Source organism: Neisseria lactamica (assembly GCF_901482445.1).
Lineage (GTDB): Bacteria > Pseudomonadota > Gammaproteobacteria > Burkholderiales > Neisseriaceae > Neisseria > Neisseria lactamica.
On record NZ_LR590477.1, the window covers coordinates 1,308,803 to 1,328,394 of the forward strand.

The window sequence follows — 19,592 nt, forward strand, 5'->3', positions numbered from 1 at the left end:
CCACTATATTTGCTTTGGAAAATCCGAAATGGTTGCCGGTGCGGCGATCCCCTATCATTATTATTTTTTTTGTCTGTATAATTTCAAAGGGATAGGCGGATTTTATGAATCCTGCCCGATTTTGGCAATACCGGTTCGCGGATAAACTGGCTTAAATCAAATTATCGGTTAAAATGGCCGTCTGAAATTTGTTTGATGAAAACGAGAAAACTATGTCCCAACAATACGTCTATTCTATGCTGCGCGTAAGCAAGGTTGTGCCGCCGCAGAAAACCATCATTAAAGATATTTCCCTTTCTTTCTTCCCCGGCGCGAAAATCGGTTTGCTCGGTTTGAACGGCGCGGGCAAGTCCACCGTGCTGCGGATTATGGCGGGTGTGGATAAGGAATTTGAGGGCGAAGCCGTGCCGATGGGCGGCATTAAAATCGGCTACCTGCCGCAAGAGCCTGAGCTTGATCCAGAGAAAACCGTGCGTGAGGAAGTGGAAAGCGGTTTGGGCGAAGTGGCTGCCGCGCAGAAACGTTTGGAGGAAGTGTATGCCGAGTACGCTAATCCCGATGCGGATTTTGACGCGCTGGCAGAAGAACAGGGCCGCTTGGAAGCGATTATCGCGGCGGGTTCGTCCACGGGCGGCGGTGCGGAACACGAATTGGAAATCGCTGCCGACGCGCTGCGCCTGCCTGATTGGGATGCCAAAATCGGCAATCTGTCCGGCGGTGAAAAACGCCGTGTGGCTTTGTGCAAACTTTTGTTGAGTAAGCCCGATATGCTGCTGCTGGACGAGCCGACCAACCACTTGGATGCGGAATCGGTGGAATGGCTGGAGCAATTCTTGGTGCGTTTCCCCGGCACAGTCGTTGCGGTAACGCACGACCGCTACTTCCTCGACAACGCCGCCGAATGGATTTTGGAACTCGACCGCGGACACGGTATTCCGTGGAAAGGCAATTACTCGTCTTGGCTGGAGCAGAAAGAAAAACGCTTGGAAAACGAGGCAAAATCCGAAGCCGCGCGCGTGAAGGCGATGAAGCAGGAATTGGAATGGGTGCGCCAAAATGCCAAAGGCCGCCAAGCCAAGTCCAAAGCGCGTTTGGCTCGTTTTGAAGAAATGAGCAACTATGAATACCAAAAACGCAATGAAACGCAGGAAATCTTTATCCCTGTTGCCGAGCGTTTGGGTAATGAAGTGATTGAATTTGTGAATGTTTCCAAATCGTTTGGCGATAAAGTGCTGATTGACGGTTTGAGCTTCAAAGTACCTGCGGGCGCGATTGTCGGCATCATCGGCCCGAACGGCGCGGGTAAATCGACACTGTTCAAAATGATTTCGGGCAAAGAGCAGCCTGATTCCGGCGAGGTGAAAATCGGACAAACCGTGAAAATGAGCTTGATTGACCAAAGCCGCGAAGGTTTGCAAAACGACAAAACCGTGTTCGACAACATTGCCGAAGGCCGCGACATTTTGCAGGTCGGGCAGTTTGAAATTCCCGCCCGCCAATATTTGGGACGCTTCAACTTCAAAGGCAGCGACCAAAGCAAAATCGCGGGGCAGCTTTCCGGCGGCGAACGCGGACGTTTGCACTTGGCAAAAACCTTGTTGGGCGGCGGCAATGTATTGCTGCTGGACGAACCGTCCAACGACCTCGACGTAGAAACCCTGCGCGCGCTGGAAGACGCGTTGCTGGAATTTGCCGGCAGCGTGATGGTGATTTCGCACGACCGTTGGTTCCTCGACCGTATTGCTACGCATATCTTGGCTTGCGAAGGCGACTCCAAATGGGTGTTCTTCGACGGCAACTATCAGGAATACGAAGCCGACAAGAAACGCCGTTTGGGTGAAGAAGGCGCGAAACCGAAACGCATCAAATACAAACCGGTAACGCGTTAACCCACGAAGCAATGCCGTCTGAAAGGCTTTCAGACGGCATTTTTACAAGGCAGCACCGTTTAAAACAGCATCGCAATCCTCAAGACAATCAAGGTCATCACCGCAGCCGCCATATCATCCGCCATAATCCCCAAGCCGCCGTGCAGGTTTTTGTCAAACCAGCCGACGGGGAGCGGTTTGAGCGCGTCAAACAGACGGAATAGGACGAACGCCGCCAGCCACCACGCCCATTTAAACGGAACGAAAGCCAGCACAAACATCATCGCGACGATTTCATCCCACACGATGCCGCCGTGGTCGGATACTCCGCTTTCCTTTTCCGCACACGCGCAAATGCGTATGCCCCAAACAAACAGCACGGCGCACAACAATGCCAGCAGCCATCCGTCCACACCCGCCAATATCAGCACAAATGCCAAAGGCAGTGCCGCCAAAGTACCGAATGTTCCCGGCGCAAACGGAGCCAGCCCGCTGCCGAAACCGAAAGCCAAAAAACGCAAGGGACGCTGCCGCAGCCACGCCCAATCAGGTTTAAAATCAGCCAAAATGATCGAATCCTAAAGAATGTAGTTCCAATTCCCTGCCGCCGGCATCTAAAACCTTCAGACGGCATCCTCCGTTGATTTTGCCGATGCGCGTTACCGGCACGCCGCACCGTTCCGCCGCATCAAGCACGCGGCTGCGGCAACTTTCCGATGCGGTAAAAACCAGCTCGTAATCATCACCTCCCGCCAAAGTATAAGACAGCCATTGCGCTCGGGGCAAAATATCTTTCAATACAGATAAAGACGGCAACGAATCGGCCCAAATTTCCGCCCCCACGCCGGAAGCGGTCAGGATATGCCCCAAATCTTGCGCGAGGCCGTCTGAAACATCCTGCGCCGCCCTGGCAAACGGCAACAGCGCAAGCCCCAGCCCAACCCTTGGCTCGGGGCGGAGTAGCTTTTGTTCGCATTCGGCAAACACATCATCCGGCAACACACACCGTTTCAGACGGCAGTTCAAAGCCGCCGCCGCCATACCGACACGCCCCGACGCCCAAATATCGTCGCCCGCAACCGCCGCATCACGCCGCAATGCCCTCCCCTTCGGCAATTCGCCGATAATGGTTACATTGAACGCCATATCGCCCTTGGTCGTATCGCCGCCGATTAACGTTACGCCAAACTTTTTTGCCAAATCAAAAAAGCTGCCGCAAAACCGTTTCAGCCATACCTCATCCAATTCGGGCAACGCCGCACTCAGCAGCACCCAACGCGGTATCGCACCCATTGCCGCCATATCCGAAATATTGACGGCTAAAACCTTCCAAGCCAAGTCTTCAGGTTTGACATCTGCAAAAAAATGCCTATCCTTCAAAAGCATATCCGCACTGAAACACAAATCGAAACCCTCGCGCGGGCGGACAATCGCCGCATCGTCGCCTATGCCCAATACGACATCCTTATCCGTGCCTGTTTGCAAATACCGTTTGATGAAGTCAAATTCTTTCATATCCCAAAATATCCGGCGAGTAAAGCCAATTTATAGTGGATTAAATTTAAATCAGGACAAGGCGACGAAGCCGCAGACAGTACAAATAGTACGGCAAGGCGAGGCAACGATGTACTGGTTTAAATTTAATCCACTATAAATCATAGCAAGGCAGCAAAGGCCGTACAAACAATAAAAGCGGCTTATCCGGTGTTTCAGCGTATTTCAAGCCGCACCGCCTTTACCATACCGTACCCGTATGCACCGACCACCCTGTTTCAACACGCAAACCACATATAAAGCACCGCACTGCGCGCCGCCCCGAATGCAATCCGCCACCGATTAGGTTCAATTTCCGCAAGCGGCTGATTTCCAAGCAAAAAGGAATGGGGATAAAACCATATCCGGCATACAGTGCCGCACACATCGGGCACGATTCCATCCCTTTCACAATGAGGGGAAGGTGTGAATTTATATGAATTATCCCTTTTGCTATGGGCAAACCCGCATCCTACCGCCTTAAAATCAGAGTTTCAACCGACAGGGAGCTGCAATGGGACACAAACCTGAACCTGAACCCAAACCTGAATCTGCCCCGATTCTGACAATAACTGTTTCAGAAAACCATCCAAAAAAAACCCCGCAAAAGCGGGGTTTTTTCACATCATCAATGCCGGCCGGCGTTAAACGGACACTGCAACAGCATCCGGTATAAAATCCGCCAACCTCATACATAGGCAGGATATTGCCCCGCCTTAGTGTTAGTGATGATTGTGTGCAGGCTCAACCTGACGGGTTACGATGCTGCGGATTTTCACATCCACACGGCGGTCAGGTTCGATACACGCAATCAGAGCCTCGCGTTTTTTGGCTTTAGAGGCTTTCGCACCCAGTTTGGCAACTTCGGCTTCACAAACTTGGGTCATTTGCGCTTGAGACTCGCCCAGACCGGCGGCAGAAGTTTTGGAAGCAGGTACGCCGTTGCTGACCAAGTAGTTTGCCACTACGTTGGCACGGCGTTCGGACAGAGCCTGATTGTATTTTTCAGAACCCATAAAGTCGGTATGGCCTTCGACGCGGACAGATTGGACATTAGTTTGGGCAAGGCGTTGCGCCAATACTTTCAGGTTGTCTTGGGCTTCGGCACGCAATGAATCTTTATCGAAACCGAACAGGGTTTTGGCAGACAGGGAAACGGTTTCGTCAACATATTGCGGAGCCTGTTCCACGACGGCGGCAGGCTCGGGGGCGGCAACCGCGTCGCCGCATTCTGCGCGGCCTTGGCTTGCTTTATCGAAGTAGGCGTTTTTCCAGCATTCGCCATAGTTGTTGCGTACGATTTCGTGCGACTGACCGCTTACGGTGTAACCCTGAACGGACGCTTCGCCCGCAACAGCGGTGCCGGAAGCAAGCAATGCAACGAATAATGCGCTTAATTTCAGCTGTTTGGTCATTTTATTCCCTCATTAAATTTGTACAGCAGATACAGGAGAAGCTGCTGAATTGCCAACATACGGGCCGCTGTAAAACTTGGCGGCAAATCGGATATTTCAGTCTCCACTATAAAGAAACCCGGGGCGGACTGTCAATACTCAACGCCTGAAAACAAGTATGGGACGGTCTGCGTCCCGATGCCCGGACAGGTTGAAAAATTAATTTTACTTCATTATGTTAGAGATTATGTTAGGGGGATTGCCGCCGTATCGCGCCCCTGCCGTTGCACAAAAACAACAAACTTGCCGGCAACGCCGCGTACCTTAGCGGCAAGAAAATGTGGTAGATTGCAAACGATATGCAGCCACCGATACAGAATATATACCGGACCGATATGAAATTACAGCAATTGAAATACGCCTTGGAAGTTTACCGGCACAACCTGAATGTTTCCGAAGCAGCCGAAGCCTTGTTTACCTCGCAACCGGGCATTTCCAAACAAATCAAGTTATTGGAAGAGGAAATCGGCATTCGGATTTTTATCCGCAGCGGCAAGCGCGTGGTTTCCGTCTCGCAGCCGGGCAAGGCGGTTTTGGATATTGCGGAGCGTATTTTGCGCGATGTGCAGAACATTAAAAACATCGGCAGCGAGTTTACGGGGCATGACAGCGGTTCGCTGACGGTTGCCACGACGCATACGCAGGCGCGTTATGCCCTGCCCCTGATTGTTGCCGATTTCGTGAAACGCTACCCGAAGGTCAATCTGACCATCAAACAGGGAAGCCCGTCCGCCATTGTGCGGATGACTGCTTCGGGCGAGGCGGATTTGGCGATTGTCACGGAACGGATAGACGACGGGCCGGAACTGGCGGGGCTTCCCTGTTATGAGTGGACGCACGCGGTTATCGTACCGGGCGATCATCCGCTGCTCGAGTGCAGAAACCCCCTCCGCATTGAAGATTTGGCAAGGTTTCCGCTGGTTACTTATGAGTTTGCATTCAATGCGGGCAGCAGCATCGCACGGGCATTCGCCAAAGCCCGTTTGGAACGGCCCGATGTCGCGTTGGCGGCGGCGGATACGGACGTATTAAAGACTTATGTGCGTTTGGGGCTGGGGGTGGGCCTGATGGCGAAGATGGCTTACAACCCGGATACGGACGGCGATTTGCAGCTTGTGGATGCCGCGCATTTGTTCGAACCTTCCCCGACTTGGATTGCCTTACGCAGCGACACTTATTTGCGCGGATATGCCTACGACTTTATCCAAGCGTTTGCGCCGCATTTGACGCGCGAGAAGGTGGATAGGATTTTGTACACCCCCGTCGGAGAAGATTTCTCGATTTAGCGTCCTGCCTTCAGACGGCATATTTTGCGGGCGAAGACGGACACCCGTGCCGTCTGAAAGTGTTTTTCGGGGAAATGCCCGCCCGTATGCCGCCTGCCGGACGGCGGCGCATCAAATGGCGTGCGAACAGCCGGACACCATTTTCTTCAGCGCCTGCAGGTTGAGGATTTTGATGTGTTTGTGTTCGACGGAAATCAGCCCTTCCTGATGGAATTTGGACAATGTGCGGCTGACGGTTTCGAGTTTCAGGCCGATATAGCTGCCGATTTCTTCGCGCGACATACGCAGGATGAAATCGTTGGCGGCAAAACCGCGCGAATAAAGGCGTTGGGAAAGGTTTAACAGAAAGGCGGCAATCCGCTCTTCGGCACGCATATTGCCCAAAAGCAGCATTACCCCCTGGTCGCGCACGATTTCGCGGCTCATCATACGGAAAAAGTGGGTACGCAGGCTGGGGATATTCTGACCGAGTTCTTCGATATGGGTAAACGGCAGCTCGCATACCTCGCTGTCTTCCAAGGCGACCGCGTCGCAACTGTGCACGTGGGAACAGATGCCGTCCATACCGATGAGTTCGCCCGACATAAAGAAACCCGTTACCTGATCGCGTCCGTCCTGACTGGCGACGGTTGTTTTGAAGAAACCCGAACGGATGGCAAAGAGCGAGGTAAAGGCTTCGCCGGCACGGAACAGGTATTCGCCTTTTTTCAGGCGGCGGCTTTGGCGGATGACGGCATCGAGTTGGCTGAACTCGTTGGGCAGCAGCCCGACAGGCAGGCAGAGTTCCCTCAGGGAACAGGAAGAACACAGCGTTTTCATCTGATGTGTAGTATTATGCGGAGCCATACCGTACCTTTTTGTGCGTTTTGCCCCATCCCGATTGTGTATTTGTTGACACATATCAAGACAGGTTTATCATACGGCGGCATTTTACCAAACTATCCAAAATTTGACGAACATCATAAAATCGAACACGCACCATGAAAATTATACAGATACAGAACAATCACAATACCCGTCCCGAGTTTGACCGCGAGCTGATTGCCGGCCTCCCGTCCAGCGGCCCGCGCTACACCTCCTACCCTACCGCAGACCGTTTCCACGGCGGTTTCCGCGAAAAGGAATATCTTGAAGCCCTGCATTCGCGCGGCGCGGATGCGTCAAACAAACCGCTTTCCCTTTACATCCACATCCCCTTTTGCAATACCATCTGCTACTACTGCGGCTGCAACAAAATCATTACCAAAGACAAGGGCCGCGCCGATGCCTATATCGAATATCTTGAAAAAGAAATGAAGCTGCTTGCCCCGCATTTGGGCGGGCGGCACCAGCTTGCCCAACTGCACTTCGGCGGCGGCACGCCGACTTTTTTGAGCGACAATCAGTTGGAACGCGTCTTTGAGATGATACGGAAATATTTCCAACTGATTCCGGACGGGGAATACTCCATCGAAATCGACCCGCGCAAAGTCAGCCGGGAAACCGTCCTCAAACTGGGCAAACTCGGCTTCAACCGTATGAGTGTGGGCATTCAGGATTTCGACCCCAAAGTGCAGGCGGCGGTCAACCGCATCCAAAGTTACGAAGAAACCAAAGAAGTCATCGATGCCGCCCGTGAGGCAGGGTTCAAATCCGTCAGCGTCGATTTGATTTACGGCCTGCCGTATCAGACTTCCGAAAGCATCAAAACCACCATCGATACTGTTTTGTCGCTCGATCCCGACCGGCTCGCCCTTTATCACTACGCCCACCTGCCGCATGTTTTCAAACCGCAACGACGCATCGATACCGCCGCCGTTCCCGGCAGCGAGGAAAAACTCGATATGCTGCAATACTGCGTCCAAACCCTGACCGAACGCGGCTACGTCTTCATCGGTATGGATCATTTTGCCAAGCCGGACGACGAATTGTCTGTCGCCCTCGAAAAAGGATTGCTGCAACGCAATTTCCAAGGTTATTCGACCTATGCGGATTGCGACCTGGTTGCCATCGGCGTGTCGTCCATCGGTAAAATCGGCAATACCTACTCCCAAAACGAACGCGACATCGATGCCTACTATGCCGCTATCGACGAAGGCAGACTGCCCGTTATGCGCGGTTATCAGCTCAATCAGGACGATATCCTGCGCCGCAATATTATTCAGGATTTGATGTGCCGTTTCGCGCTCGACTACCGTGTTTACGAAGACATATCCGGCACTCCGTTCGACCGTTACTTCAAAGACGAACTCGCCGATTTGGAAAAACTTGCAGATTTGGGACTCGTCAGCCTGAACAAGCAGGGGCTGACCGTTACCCCGAAGGGTCGCTTCCTCATCCGCAACATCGCTATGGTGTTCGACTACCACTTGCGCCACAAGAAAACCAAGGCGAAATATTCGCAAACGGTGTGACCGGTTTTCAACGTACCAATGCCGTCTGAAAGGCTTTTTCAGACGGCATTTTGCTGTCGGCAGGATAAGTGTTTTCAAGAACAGGCGGCGGCATATCATAACGTTCCGCACCTTTGTATCCGACCGTTCCGAAACCAAGATACCAAACGGCATATCCCGACAGAACAGATTGTGCATAAGGCACAAGCCCGTACATTCCATCAACAAAATGCCGTCTGAACACGGGTTCAGACGGCATCAGTATTTCACAATCAGAACACTGCCTGCAAAACCAAATAACCGGCAACCGACAATACGGCGGCGGCAGGCAGGGTAATAACCCACGCCAGACCGATGGGCTTCATCAGTTTCCAGTTGGCATTGCGGTTGACCAAACCGATGCCGAGTACCGCGCCGACCAAGATGTGCGTACTGGACACGGGCAGCCCCATCAGCGACGCGCCCATCACGACGGAGGCGGCGGACAGTTCGGCAGTAAATCCCGAAGCAGGATGCATTTCGGCCAAACTCGTACCGACGGTTTTAATCACCTCTTTACCGACAAACCACAAACCGACAATCAGCGCGATGCCGAAAGTCAGCATCGCAATCGGAGGAACGGCGCTTTGCGCGGCAACGCTGTTGGTACGCAAAACATCCATAATCGCGGCAAACGGGCCGATGGCGTTGGCGATATCGTTCGCACCGTGGCTGAATGCGAAGCCGCAGGCGGTAAAGACCTGCATCCAAGAAAACATCTGAAAGGTCGATTTGCCCAAATCTTTACGCTTGAGGCTTTTGGCAAAAACAAACGTCCCCATCCACACCGCCGCGCCTATCATAAAGATGGTCAGGAAGCTGTTGACGTTGCTCATCCCCAGATGCAGGTTTTTCAAGCCCTTGAAAATCAGCATAGCGGAAATCATCATCGCGCCGAACGAAGCGATAAAGGGAACCCAGGAATGCAACGCCTTGTAAGAATCGACATTGTCTTTGCGGTTGTCGAACACATACAGCCCGCGATAATACTCGGATTGCAGCTCTTGCGGATCGAATTCCGGCTCGTCGTAAATTTGCGCGTCGTGCGCCATTTTGGTGGCATATTCGATTTTTTCCGCTTCGGACAAACCCTCGAAAAACAGGCGGTGCTGTTCTTTATACGCCTTTTTTTCCTGCTTGATGCCTTTGAGCGTGCCTTCCGCCCAAGCATTGTAATCTAAGACATTTTTCTTGACGCGGGAAAACAGGAAATAGGAAACCGCGCCGCCCAAAACGGGCGACAACACCCAAGACATTCCGATTTCGCCCAGCTTGCCCCACCGTATCAACGCCACCCCGTCGGCATTATGCGTAAACGCCATACACAACGCACTGCCGACGATGCCGCCGATAATCGCGTGCGTCGTCGAAACCGGCAGACCTTTGCGGGACGCGAACAACAGCCACAATGCCGCCGCCAAAAGTGCGGACATCATAATAAACACAAACTGCATAGGCTCAAGATTCATACCGTTCAGATCGACGATGCCTTTGCGTATGGTATCGGTTACCTCGCCGCCCGCGATGACCGCGCCGCTGACCTCAAACACCGCCGCAATCAGCAAGGCCTGCGGGATGGTCAGCGTGCCGGAACCGACGCTGGTACCGAAAGAGTTGGCAATATCGTTGCCGCCGACGTTGAACGCCATAAACACGCCGAACATGGTGGCGATGATGAAAAGCACGCTGTTCGTGTAGTGGGTGTAACCCAAACCCCAATAGATAAAATAGCCGACTATGCCTACCAGCATGGCGGCAAAGACGGCGTTAATCAGTTTCAAGTTCGCACTCATTTGAGTTTGAGCCATGGAAGATTCCTTAGTGGATACAGAAAGGGTTTTCGCGGATATTGTAACCTTTTGCAATCCGTCTTGAAACATTTATTTACACTGCGGCGGCAAATCGGTATACGAGCGTCAATACACGTTAAAATGGCGTTTTACACTGGTTCGGGAGTGATGATGGAAACTCAGCTTTACATCGGCATCATGTCGGGAACAAGCATGGACGGGGCGGATGCCGTACTGATACGGATGGACGGCGGCAAATGGCTGGGCGCGGAAGGGCACGCCTTTACCCCCTACCCTGACCGGTTGCGCCGCAAATTGCTGGATTTGCAGGACACAGGCGCAGACGAACTGCACCGCAGCAGGATGTTGTCGCAAGAACTCAGCCGCCTGTACGCGCAAACCGTCGCCGAACTGCTGTGCAGTCAAAACCTCGCACTGTGCGACATTACCGCCCTCGGCTGCCACGGGCAAACCGTCCGACACGCGCCGGAACACGGTTACAGCGTACAGCTTGCCGATTTGCCGCTGCTGGCGGAACTGACGCGGATTTTTACCGTCGGCGACTTCCGCAGCCGCGACCTTGCCGCCGGCGGACAAGGCGCGCCGCTCGTCCCCGCCTTTCACGAAGCCCTGTTCCGCGACGACAAAGAAACACGCGCGGTGCTGAACATCGGCGGGATTGCCAACATCAGCGTACTCCCGCCCGACGCACCCGCCTTCGGCTTCGACACAGGGCCTGGCAATATGCTGATGGACGCATGGACGCAGGCACACTGGCAGCTGCCTTACGACAAAAACGGTGCAAAGGCGGCACAAGGCAACATATTGCCGCACCTGCTCGACAGGCTGCTCGCCCACCCGTATTTCGCACAACCCCACCCCAAAAGCACGGGGCGCGAACTGTTTGCCCTAAATTGGCTCGAAACCTACCTTGGCGGCGGTGAAAACCGATACGACGTATTGCGGACGCTTTCCCGTTTTACCGCGCAAACCGTTTGCGACGCCGTCTCACACGCAGCGGCAGATGCCCGTCAAATGTATATTTGCGGCGGCGGCATCCGCAATCCTGTTTTAATGGCGGATTTGGCAGACTGTTTCGGCACACACGTTTCCCTGCACAGCACCGCCGAACTGAACCTCGATCCGCAATGGGTGGAAGCCGCCGCATTTGCGTGGTTGGCGGCGTGTTGGGTCAACCGCATCCCCGATAGTCCGCACAAAGCAACCGGCGCGGCAAAACCGTGTATTCTGGGCGCGGGATATTATTATTGAGCGCAAATGCCGTCTGAAAGACCGTTCCGCCGTTCAGACGGCATTTTTGATACAAAGCAGGTAACTAAAAGGAACGTTTGACGGCAAAGAAGAAACTAAAATAAAGGATTACACTTGGCATCATCAAGATACCGGATGTATCGGCTGGAAAGCGATGAACACAAGAAGATAATTATGTGGAAAATTTATAAAGAAAATAGCACCGACTTAAATTTTGCCCTAGGCAGTATATATTGCCAAGCAATCAATATTACCGAATTTAAAATGTGGGTCGAAAAAATCATAAGGGAAATGGATTTAGATGAAATTCCAAATTATTTTTTTGATTTAACAGATCTTCAATCACTATTCCATCTAATTGATATTATAGGATTTGTTCCCGAAAATAACTTATCAAAAAATCAGGATAATGCATTAACAGGCATTGCCTTCTTAAGGGGGATAGATGTCTATGACCCTCCCGTTTCAAAAGAAAAAGCATTAAAAGCCTTAAAGAAACATCCTGAAATTTATCAGAAGTTTCGACATTTCTTTCCGTTTGTAGAGCTGCCCCCGCTTTAAACAGTCAAAATGCCGTCTGAAAGACCGTTCCGCCGTTCAGACGGCATTTCCGCCCCTTTTGTTTACAAAATCTTAAAATCCCTTTACACTCAAAATCCGTTCAACATCAAACAAACCCCGCTATGAAAATCCTGCTCCTCCTCATCCCTCTCGTCCTCGCCGCCTGCGGCACACTGACCGGTATTCCCGCCCACGGCGGCGGCAAACGCTTTGCCGTCGAACAAGAACTCGTCGCCGCATCGTCCCGCGCCGCCGTCAAAGAAATGGATTTGTCCGCCCTGAAAGGACGCAAAGCCGCCCTTTACGTCTCCGTTATGGGCGACCAAGGTTCGGGCAACATAAGCGGCGGACGCTACTCTATCGACGCACTGATACGCGGCGGCTACCACAACAACCCCGACAGCAGCACCCAATACAGCTACCCCGCCTACGACACTACCGCCACCACCAAATCCGACGCGCTCTCCAGCGTAACCACTTCCACATCGGTCTTAAACGCCCCCGCCGCCGCCCTGACGAAAAACAACGGGCGCAAAGGCGAACGCTCCGCCGGACTGTCCGTCAACGGTACGGGCGACTACCGCAACGAAACCCTGCTTGCCAATCCCCGCGACGTTTCCTTCCTGACCAACCTCATTCAAACCGTCTTCTACCTGCGCGGCATCGAGGTCGTACCGCCCGAATACGCCGACACCGACGTATTCGTAACCGTCGACGTATTCGGCACCGTCCGCAGCCGTACCGAACTGCACCTCTACAACGCCGAAACCCTTAAAGCCCAAACCAAGCTCGAATATTTCGCCGTCGACCGCGACAGCCGGAAACTGCTGATTGCCCCTAAAACCGCCGCCTACGAATCCCAATACCAAGAACAATACGCCCTCTGGATGGGACCTTACAGCGTCGGCAAAACCGTCAAAGCCTCAGACGGCCTGATGGTCGATTTCTCCGACATCACCCCCTACGGCGACACGACCGCCCAAAACCGTCCCGACTTCAAACAAAACAACGGTAAAAACCCCGATGTCGGTAACGAAGTCATCCGCCGCCGCAAAGGAGGATAAACCGTGAAACCGCTGCGCAGACTGACAAACCTCCTTGCCGCCTGCGCCGTAGCGGCGGCCGCACTCATACAGCCCGCCCTCGCCGCAGAATTGGCGCAAGACCCGTTCATTACCGATAACGCCCAACGGCAGCACTACGAACCCGGAGGCAAATACCACCTCTTCGGCGACCCGCGCGGCAGCGTCTCCGACCGCACCGGCAAAATCAATATCATCCAAGACTATACCCACCGGATGGGCAACCTGCTCATCCAACAGGCGGCAATCCAAGGCAATCTTGGTTACACCGTCCGCTTTTCAGGACACGGATACGAAGAACACGCCCCCTTCGACAACCACGCCGCCGACAGCGCAAGCGAAGAACAAGGCAACGTTGACGACGGCTTTACCGTATACCGGCTCAACTGGGAAGGACACGAACACCATCCCGCCGATGCCTACGACGGGCCCAAAGGCAGCGACTATCCCGACCCCACGGGCGCAAGGGACGAATACACCTATCACGTCAACGGCACAGCCCGCAGTATCAAACTCAATCCGACCGACACCCGCAGCATCCGGCAACGCCTGTCCGACAACTACAACAATCTCGGCAGCAATTTCTCCGACCGCGCCGATGAAGCCAACAAAAAAATGTTCGAGCACAATGCCAAGCTCGACCGCTGGGGCAACAGCATGGAGTTTGTCAACGGTATTGCCGCCGGAGCGCTCAACCCCTTTATCAGCGCGGGCGAAGCCTTGGGCATAGGCGACATACTGTACGGAACGCGCTATGCCATAGACAAAGCCGCGATGCGCAACATCGCCCCCTTGCCCGCCGAGGGCAAATTCGCCGTCATCGGCGGCTTGGGCAGCGTGGCGGGCTTTGAAAAGAATACGCGCGAAGCCGTTGACCGGTGGATACAGGAAAACCCCAATGCCGCCGAAACCGTCGAAGCCGTCTTCAACGTTGCCGCCGCCGCCAAAGCCGCGAAGTTGGCAAAGGCGGCAAAACCGGGGAAAGCTGCGGTTAGCGGGGATTTTGCTGATTCTTATAAAAAGAAATTGGCTTTGTCTGATAGTGCGAGACAGTTATATCAAAATGCAAAGTATAGAGAAGCTCTAGATATACATTATGAAGATTTAATTAGAAGAAAAACTGGTGGTTCATCAAAATTTATTAACGGTAGAGAAATTGACGCTGTCACGAATGATGCTTTAATACAAGCCAAAAGAACAATTTCAGCAATAGATAAACCTAAAAATTTCTTAAATCAAAAAAATAGAAAGCAAATTAAAGCAACCATCGAAGCAGCAAACCAACAGGGAAAACGTGCAGAATTTTGGTTTAAATACGGTGTTCATTCACAAGTTAAGTCATATATTGAATCAAAAGGCGGCATTGTTAAAACAGGTTTAGGAGATTAAACATGGCATCATATGTTTCCATAAAAGGATGGATTGAATGCTCTGACGATGATATAAAAATCATCCAAGAAAACATTAATAATTTTTGGAATAATTGTCCCTTTAATATCGAAGAGAAAGAATCTGCAAAAATATATAAAAGCGGGTGGGTTTTCCCGACAAATAGTTTTAATTGGAGCAGCTATATTTTTTTTGGTGCATGCGTAAAATCTTATTTCATGATTTATTTTGAAAAATGTATTAAAACAATAATGGAATTGGATATTGAAATATCAGGTTTTTTTGAATTAGATTATTATGAAGATGGTTATAAAGTAAATTGGAAAATAAATAATGGCAATTTAATACAAACAACTGATTAAATGGACAAATATAAGTTAGATTGGACACCTAAACCTAGAAATTGCCTGAAACTCAATTTGGTTTTCAGACAACCTTTTCCCGTATCGGCAGACTATGAATTTACAGCTATCGGGAAATTGAGGATAGAGAAAATTCCATACGCTAAGCCGTTGACCGGTGGATACGGGAAAATCCCAATGCCGCCGAAACCATCGAAGCCCTGGCCAACGTCCTGCCGTTTGCCAAAGTCAAAAACCTGACAAAGGCGGCAAAAGTAGCCAAAGCCGCGAAGTTGGCAAAGGCGGCAAAACCGGGGAAGGCGAAGGTCAGCGGGGATTTTGCTGTTGCCACACAAGCCAAATACAAGCAATATGGGGATGCGCATTCTGCCAATGCCCAATCGGCATTAGCTAAGAAATTGTCAGGTTTGGAAGATGCTCAAAATAGTGCGTCTAGGACAAAAACTTTACCTGATGGGAGAATCAGGTATTATGAAGCTGAGCGATTTGCTAGAACCGAGGGAAGAACGAGGGGTAATAGCTTTGTTACAGAATATAATCCTAAAACAGGCAGTACCCGACAATGGACGGAAAATTATGACCATAGCGGGAACGTAACTATGGTTCATCCTAAATCAATTAACGGACAAAGTGTAACCTCTCAGCATTATCCACCAACAAAACAGGAATTAGATTCATGGAAAAAATAACTCAACAATACGCATATTCTGAACTGCTCAGATTGTTCAATCAAAACGCTTCGGATGAAAAAATTGCGAATCTTGCTTTTGATTTTCTGTATGCTTGGTCAAAAGATAATTCTCCAGAATCGCGTAATATAATCTATGATTTAGCACTTATCGGTGAACCGGGTATGGAACTGACCCGTAATGACATAAAAGAATTGATTGACAGTTTAGTTGAGTAAGTATAGGTTAGGCTGAAAATCCCACAATCAAAAGGTCGTCTGAAACTGCTTTTAATTTCCAAACGACCTTTCCTTCATTTGAAACAGGATATTGAGAACTAAGTTCTTCAAAAATCCTACACCTGCTCCTTCCACGGCAGCACCTTGGTCAAAACGGCAGACGGCTACAAAGCTATTGCCCGTATCTAGGTCGGAGACCGCGTCTTTGCCAAGGACGAGGCAAGCGGGGAAACAGGATACAAACCCGTTACCGCCCAATACGGCAATCCGTATCGGGAAACCGTTTACATTGAAGTTTCAGACGGCATCGGCAACAGCCAAACCCTGATTTCCAACCGCATCCATCCGTTTTATTCGGACGGCAAATGGATTAAGGCGGAAGACTTAAAGGCGGGAATCAGGCTGTTATCCGAAAGCGGTGCAGAGCAGGCCGTTCAAAGCGTTACCGTTAAACCAAAACCGCTCAAAGCCTACAATCTGACCGTTGCCGACTGGCATACTTACTTCGTCAAGGGCAATCAGGCGGAGACGGAAGGGGTTTGGGTTCATAATTCTTGTCCGCCCAAAAGAACAGGAAGCTCCAAGAATGAAAAACATGGAGACGGCGGTCGAAGTCAAATATCAGCGGAATCAAAAATTACTGAATTAACAAATAAAATTATTCCCGGAATGTCCAAAAATGAACGCTTAAAGATTAAGCAAAAAATCAAAAATATTGCCAAAAATGCCAATCGAAAAACAAAAGGAGAAGAGCATGGTCGACGCGGTCGTTAAAACTCCCGAATTTTTACCTTTTACTTCTGTAGGAATATTCCGTTTTGGTGCGGATATAACACAGTACAAAAACATACTGGAAACTTTTATGTATGAACCTCCTGATGAGTTTGGAACAGAATATTATGAATCTCCCGACTCAAATTTACTCATTTCCGTCAAAAAAAACAAAATTATTTCGATATTTTGTTATCAGGAGCTATATTTTATGGGCGTTAATATAATAGGTCTGAATTTTGAAGATTTTAAACAGCTTTTCCATCACCCTAAATCATACGGTGTTGATAAATATTATTTATCAAATGAATCTTATCCGACATATGTCTATGAGTTTGATGAAATAGGAGTACAAGCTTGGGAAGCAAAAGGGAAAATTGTTACTATCATTGCCGGGGGCAAAGACAATTATTCGACAGAACCTTACTACGATGAATAACATTACAGAAAAGAAACAAGAAACGGTACATTTGATAAAAACCTAAATCGTATTGGAGATTAATTATTATGTGTGAGTTCAAGGATTTTAGAAGAAACATCCCTTGTTTTGAAGAGTATGACGAAAATTCATTTATTGGCAAATGGTATGATGACGGGGTGTGGGATGATGAAGAATATTGGAAGTTGGAGAATGATTTAATCGAGGTTAGGAGAAAATATCCTTATCCGATGGATATACCAAGGGATATTGTGATTGGAATCGGTACCATTATTGATTTTTTAATGGTTCCAAATTGGGAGCTTTTTGAAATTAAAGCTTCCCCTTGGTTGCCTGATAGTGTGGGAATTCATGAACGTTATGAAAGATTCACAACGATGCTCCGTTATATTTTTACCGAGATAGACATAGTCAACGTGCGATTTGATTATTACAACAAAAAATAGCAAAACCCGGCAATCAAAGCTCGTCTGATATAATCGATATATCCTTTTAAACGAAAAATGAATATGTTTAAAAAATTCAAACCGGTATTGTTGTCATTTTTTGCACTTGTATTTGCCTTTTGGCTGGGGACGGGTATTGCCTATGAGATTAATCCGCGTTGGTTTTTGAGCGATACGGCAACTGAAATACCTGAAAATCCGAATGCTTTTGTGGCGAAACTTGCCCGCCTGTTCCGAAATGCCGACAGGGCGGTTGTCATCGTGAAGGAATCGATGAGGACGGAGGAAAGTCTTGCCGAAACTGCGGATGACGGTCCGTTGCAGTCGGAGAAGGATTATCTTGCGCTCGCTATCCGGCTCAGTCGTTTGAAAGAAAAGGCGAAATGGTTTCACGTAACGGAGCAGGAACATGGGGAAGAGGTCTGGCTGGATTACTATATCGGCGAGGGCGGTTTGGTTGCGGTTTCGCTTTTGCAACGCTCGCCGGAAGCGTTTGTTAATGCCGAATATCTGTATCGGAACGATCGTCCGTTTTCTGTAAATGTGTACGGCGGAACGGTTCACGGGGAAAATTATGAAACGACAGGAGAATATCGGGTTATTTGGCAACCGGACGGTTCGGTATTTGATGCGGCGGGGCGCGGGAAAATCGGGGAGGATGTTTATGAGCATTGCCTCGGGTGTTATCAGATGGCCCGGGTATATTTGGCGAAATACCGGGATGTCGCGAATGACGAGCAGAAGGTTTGGGACTTCCGCGAAGAGAGCAACCGGATTGCATCGGACTCGCGCGATTCTGTGTTTTATCAGAATATGCGGGAATTGATGCCCCGGGGGATGAAGGCAAACAGTCTTGTGGTCGGCTATGATGCGGACGGTCTGCCGCAGAAAGTCTATTGGAGTTTCGACAATGGGAAAAAACGCCAGAGTTTCGAATATTATTTGAAAAACGGAAATCTTTTTATTGCACAATCTTCGACGGTAGCATTGAAAGCGGATGGCGTAACGGCGGATATACAGACCTATCATGCGCAACAGACGTGGTATTTGGATGGCGGGCGGATTATCCGCGAAGAGAAACAGGGGGACAAACTGCCTGATTTTCCTTTGAACTTGGAAGATTTGGAAAAAGAGGTGAGCCGTTATGCAGAGGCTGCGGCGAGACGTTCGGGCGGCAGGCGCGACCTTTCTCACTGAACGCAAATGCCGTCTGAAACCGGTTTTCAGACGGCATTGGAGAGTCAGACGCTTTTTGCAATGCCGTATATGCCGAATCCGATTCGCAACAAATTGAAAACCACAATCCAAAAAACGGAAATACACATTAAATAACTTAAATATTAATTTAAAAGGCAAGCCAACAGAGTTAAAATTTAAATTCCCTGCTAGATAAGGATGTTTTAATGAATTTAGAGACAGCAGAAAATATTCAATGCGAATTTGAGTATTTAGCATTAGATGGTTATTTTCCAATGCATTTTGCATCGCATGGTCAAGGAAACAAAGATTGGCAATTTGCAGTTGAATTCATATATAGATTATTAATATGTCAATTAGCAACTCTTGAACCTATCAACTTTGAAACGAAAAATGATATTTTAGACTTTTGCCATAATTTAGCAAAACAAAGTCCTTTTAATAATGATAATGAGGTGTGGTATCAGGGGGAAATTGTATTAACAAAAAAGGGATAGATTTAATAAAGGAATATATTCCAGAGGCGTTTGAAGAGTGGAATGGAAAGAAATTTGAATTAAACATTCCTTTCATTAAAACATTAAAAAATATATTTGTTAATTATGAGGTAGCATGGGATGAGAATAATCCACTATTCCCCATTATATCTTTTAAATATTGAATAAGCGGCATATAGGACAAAAAAGGGGCTAGAAACCCCTGCAAGCCTTATCCTGCAAGACTTTAAGCGGAGTCGAAAGTTTTGAACACAAAAAATTCCCTTTTTGCTGCCCAATAAAACAAACAAATAAGTTGACATATTGTGCGATATCGAAAGCTGTACC

At 49.7% G+C, this 19,592-nt stretch carries 20 protein-coding genes and 3 pseudogenes; 17 read left to right on the forward strand and 6 right to left on the reverse strand.

What is annotated here, in order from left to right; genetic code table 11:
• The first annotated feature begins 212 nt into the window (after window positions 1–212).
• Window positions 213–1,889, forward strand: a complete 1,677-nt coding sequence (gene ettA, locus FGL10_RS06820) for an energy-dependent translational throttle protein EttA (RefSeq protein WP_003709889.1) — start codon at window positions 213–215, stop codon at window positions 1,887–1,889.
• Between the two features lie 59 nt (window positions 1,890–1,948).
• Here the strand turns inward: ettA and FGL10_RS06825 are convergent, their stop codons facing one another.
• Together FGL10_RS06825 and thiL are read right to left on the reverse strand one after the other, a co-directional pair.
• Window positions 1,949–2,434: a phosphatidylglycerophosphatase A family protein gene (locus FGL10_RS06825; protein WP_003709887.1), complete on the reverse strand. Its 486-nt coding sequence runs from the start codon at window positions 2,432–2,434 to the stop codon at window positions 1,949–1,951.
• Window positions 2,427–3,383, reverse strand: coding sequence for a thiamine-phosphate kinase (thiL, locus tag FGL10_RS06830; RefSeq protein ID WP_003709886.1), 957 nt, complete (start codon window positions 3,381–3,383; stop codon window positions 2,427–2,429). Before thiL ends, FGL10_RS06825 begins: the two co-directional genes overlap by 8 nt.
• 22 nt (window positions 3,384–3,405) lie before the next feature.
• Here thiL and FGL10_RS12090 point away from each other — a divergent pair.
• Window positions 3,406–3,519 (forward strand): annotated as a pseudogene (locus tag FGL10_RS12090) (IS5/IS1182 family transposase); the annotation flags it as partial.
• A 604-nt stretch (window positions 3,520–4,123) separates the two neighbouring features.
• On the opposite strand, the gene FGL10_RS06840 reads toward FGL10_RS12090, so the two are convergent.
• Entirely contained in the window at window positions 4,124–4,816 is a 693-nt protein-coding gene (locus FGL10_RS06840) for an OmpA family protein (protein ID WP_003709883.1), read from the reverse strand.
• Between the two features lie 374 nt (window positions 4,817–5,190).
• Between FGL10_RS06840 and FGL10_RS06850 the strand changes: the two genes are divergently transcribed.
• On the forward strand, window positions 5,191–6,141 hold the full coding sequence (locus FGL10_RS06850) for a CysB family HTH-type transcriptional regulator (RefSeq protein WP_036469983.1): 951 nt from the start codon (window positions 5,191–5,193) through the stop codon (window positions 6,139–6,141).
• 111 nt (window positions 6,142–6,252) lie between these two features.
• Here FGL10_RS06850 and fnr read toward each other — a convergent pair whose 3' ends face one another.
• Window positions 6,253–6,987, reverse strand: a complete 735-nt coding sequence (fnr, locus tag FGL10_RS06855; RefSeq protein WP_013448471.1) for a fumarate/nitrate reduction transcriptional regulator Fnr — start codon at window positions 6,985–6,987, stop codon at window positions 6,253–6,255.
• Between the two features lie 134 nt (window positions 6,988–7,121).
• On the opposite strand from fnr, the gene hemN reads away from it, so the two are divergent.
• Window positions 7,122–8,534 (forward strand): oxygen-independent coproporphyrinogen III oxidase, encoded by a 1,413-nt coding sequence (gene hemN / locus FGL10_RS06860; protein WP_003709876.1) that lies wholly within the window; start codon window positions 7,122–7,124, stop codon window positions 8,532–8,534.
• Window positions 8,535–8,541: 7 nt separating this feature from the next.
• Here hemN and FGL10_RS06865 read toward each other — a convergent pair whose 3' ends face one another.
• Together FGL10_RS06865 and FGL10_RS06870 are read right to left on the reverse strand one after the other, a co-directional pair.
• Complete coding sequence (locus FGL10_RS06865; protein WP_003709875.1) at window positions 8,542–8,772, reverse strand: hypothetical protein; 231 nt, start codon at window positions 8,770–8,772, stop codon at window positions 8,542–8,544.
• Window positions 8,773–8,785: 13 nt separating this feature from the next.
• Entirely contained in the window at window positions 8,786–10,360 is a 1,575-nt protein-coding gene (locus FGL10_RS06870; protein WP_036475176.1) for an inorganic phosphate transporter, read from the reverse strand.
• A gap of 153 nt (window positions 10,361–10,513) precedes the next feature.
• Between FGL10_RS06870 and FGL10_RS06875 the strand changes: the two genes are divergently transcribed.
• From FGL10_RS06875 to FGL10_RS12595, 13 genes and pseudogenes are all read left to right on the forward strand, one after another.
• The gene (locus tag FGL10_RS06875) at window positions 10,514–11,614 is read left to right on the forward strand and encodes an anhydro-N-acetylmuramic acid kinase (protein WP_171007444.1); all 1,101 of its coding nucleotides are present in this window, start codon (window positions 10,514–10,516) and stop codon (window positions 11,612–11,614) included.
• A 174-nt stretch (window positions 11,615–11,788) separates the two neighbouring features.
• The gene (locus FGL10_RS06880; protein ID WP_036470000.1) at window positions 11,789–12,175 is read left to right on the forward strand and encodes a hypothetical protein; all 387 of its coding nucleotides are present in this window, start codon (window positions 11,789–11,791) and stop codon (window positions 12,173–12,175) included.
• Window positions 12,176–12,297: 122 nt separating this feature from the next.
• Window positions 12,298–13,239, forward strand: a complete 942-nt coding sequence (gene mafA, locus FGL10_RS06890) for an adhesin MafA (protein WP_003709864.1) — start codon at window positions 12,298–12,300, stop codon at window positions 13,237–13,239.
• Window positions 13,240–13,242: 3 nt separating this feature from the next.
• The gene (mafB, locus tag FGL10_RS06895) at window positions 13,243–14,646 is read left to right on the forward strand and encodes a polymorphic toxin MafB class 1 (protein ID WP_036475178.1); all 1,404 of its coding nucleotides are present in this window, start codon (window positions 13,243–13,245) and stop codon (window positions 14,644–14,646) included.
• Between the two features lie 2 nt (window positions 14,647–14,648).
• Window positions 14,649–15,008 carry a hypothetical protein gene (locus FGL10_RS06900; protein ID WP_003711165.1) on the forward strand — a complete coding sequence of 120 codons (360 nt, stop codon included), beginning with the start codon at window positions 14,649–14,651 and terminating at the stop codon, window positions 15,006–15,008.
• 146 nt (window positions 15,009–15,154) lie between these two features.
• Window positions 15,155–15,349: pseudogene (locus FGL10_RS12290) on the forward strand (MafB family polymorphic toxin); the annotation flags it as partial.
• A gap of 335 nt (window positions 15,350–15,684) precedes the next feature.
• Entirely contained in the window at window positions 15,685–15,915 is a 231-nt protein-coding gene (locus FGL10_RS06910) for a hypothetical protein (protein ID WP_002259487.1), read from the forward strand.
• Between the two features lie 144 nt (window positions 15,916–16,059).
• A pseudogene (locus FGL10_RS06915) lies at window positions 16,060–16,485 on the forward strand (HINT domain-containing protein); the annotation flags it as partial.
• A gap of 184 nt (window positions 16,486–16,669) precedes the next feature.
• Window positions 16,670–17,125: a hypothetical protein gene (locus FGL10_RS06920; protein ID WP_010360642.1), complete on the forward strand. Its 456-nt coding sequence runs from the start codon at window positions 16,670–16,672 to the stop codon at window positions 17,123–17,125.
• A 68-nt stretch (window positions 17,126–17,193) separates the two neighbouring features.
• Complete coding sequence (locus FGL10_RS06930) at window positions 17,194–17,571, forward strand: immunity 41 family protein (protein ID WP_003711170.1); 378 nt, start codon at window positions 17,194–17,196, stop codon at window positions 17,569–17,571.
• 63 nt (window positions 17,572–17,634) lie between these two features.
• Entirely contained in the window at window positions 17,635–18,768 is a 1,134-nt protein-coding gene (locus tag FGL10_RS06935; RefSeq protein WP_036470500.1) for a hypothetical protein, read from the forward strand.
• 6 nt (window positions 18,769–18,774) lie between these two features.
• Window positions 18,775–18,903 carry a hypothetical protein gene (locus FGL10_RS12795; protein WP_003711172.1) on the forward strand — a complete coding sequence of 43 codons (129 nt, stop codon included), beginning with the start codon at window positions 18,775–18,777 and terminating at the stop codon, window positions 18,901–18,903.
• A gap of 71 nt (window positions 18,904–18,974) precedes the next feature.
• Window positions 18,975–19,265: a hypothetical protein gene (locus FGL10_RS12595; protein ID WP_003711173.1), complete on the forward strand. Its 291-nt coding sequence runs from the start codon at window positions 18,975–18,977 to the stop codon at window positions 19,263–19,265.
• Window positions 19,266–19,592 lie beyond the last annotated feature (327 nt).

What these genes read in the sequence shown, in the direction of transcription:
- ettA (WP_003709889.1), top strand. Translation starts at nt 213, where the DNA reads ATGTCCCAACAATACGTCTATTCTATGCTGCGCGTAAGCAAGGTTGTG.
- thiL (WP_003709886.1), bottom strand. Translation starts at nt 3,383, where the DNA reads ATGAAAGAATTTGACTTCATCAAACGGTATTTGCAAACAGGCACGGAT.
- FGL10_RS06840 (WP_003709883.1), bottom strand. Translation starts at nt 4,816, where the DNA reads ATGACCAAACAGCTGAAATTAAGCGCATTATTCGTTGCATTGCTTGCT.
- FGL10_RS06850 (WP_036469983.1), top strand. Translation starts at nt 5,191, where the DNA reads ATGAAATTACAGCAATTGAAATACGCCTTGGAAGTTTACCGGCACAAC.
- fnr (WP_013448471.1), bottom strand. Translation starts at nt 6,987, where the DNA reads ATGGCTCCGCATAATACTACACATCAGATGAAAACGCTGTGTTCTTCC.
- hemN (WP_003709876.1), top strand. Translation starts at nt 7,122, where the DNA reads ATGAAAATTATACAGATACAGAACAATCACAATACCCGTCCCGAGTTT.
- FGL10_RS06865 (WP_003709875.1), bottom strand. Translation starts at nt 8,772, where the DNA reads ATGCCGTCTGAACCCGTGTTCAGACGGCATTTTGTTGATGGAATGTAC.
- FGL10_RS06870 (WP_036475176.1), bottom strand. Translation starts at nt 10,360, where the DNA reads ATGGCTCAAACTCAAATGAGTGCGAACTTGAAACTGATTAACGCCGTC.
- FGL10_RS06875 (WP_171007444.1), top strand. Translation starts at nt 10,514, where the DNA reads ATGGAAACTCAGCTTTACATCGGCATCATGTCGGGAACAAGCATGGAC.
- FGL10_RS06880 (WP_036470000.1), top strand. Translation starts at nt 11,789, where the DNA reads ATGTGGAAAATTTATAAAGAAAATAGCACCGACTTAAATTTTGCCCTA.
- mafA (WP_003709864.1), top strand. Translation starts at nt 12,298, where the DNA reads ATGAAAATCCTGCTCCTCCTCATCCCTCTCGTCCTCGCCGCCTGCGGC.
- FGL10_RS06900 (WP_003711165.1), top strand. Translation starts at nt 14,649, where the DNA reads ATGGCATCATATGTTTCCATAAAAGGATGGATTGAATGCTCTGACGAT.
- FGL10_RS06910 (WP_002259487.1), top strand. Translation starts at nt 15,685, where the DNA reads ATGGAAAAAATAACTCAACAATACGCATATTCTGAACTGCTCAGATTG.
- FGL10_RS06920 (WP_010360642.1), top strand. Translation starts at nt 16,670, where the DNA reads ATGGTCGACGCGGTCGTTAAAACTCCCGAATTTTTACCTTTTACTTCT.
- FGL10_RS06930 (WP_003711170.1), top strand. Translation starts at nt 17,194, where the DNA reads ATGTGTGAGTTCAAGGATTTTAGAAGAAACATCCCTTGTTTTGAAGAG.
- FGL10_RS06935 (WP_036470500.1), top strand. Translation starts at nt 17,635, where the DNA reads ATGTTTAAAAAATTCAAACCGGTATTGTTGTCATTTTTTGCACTTGTA.
- FGL10_RS12795 (WP_003711172.1), top strand. Translation starts at nt 18,775, where the DNA reads ATGCCGTCTGAAACCGGTTTTCAGACGGCATTGGAGAGTCAGACGCTT.
- FGL10_RS12595 (WP_003711173.1), top strand. Translation starts at nt 18,975, where the DNA reads ATGAATTTAGAGACAGCAGAAAATATTCAATGCGAATTTGAGTATTTA.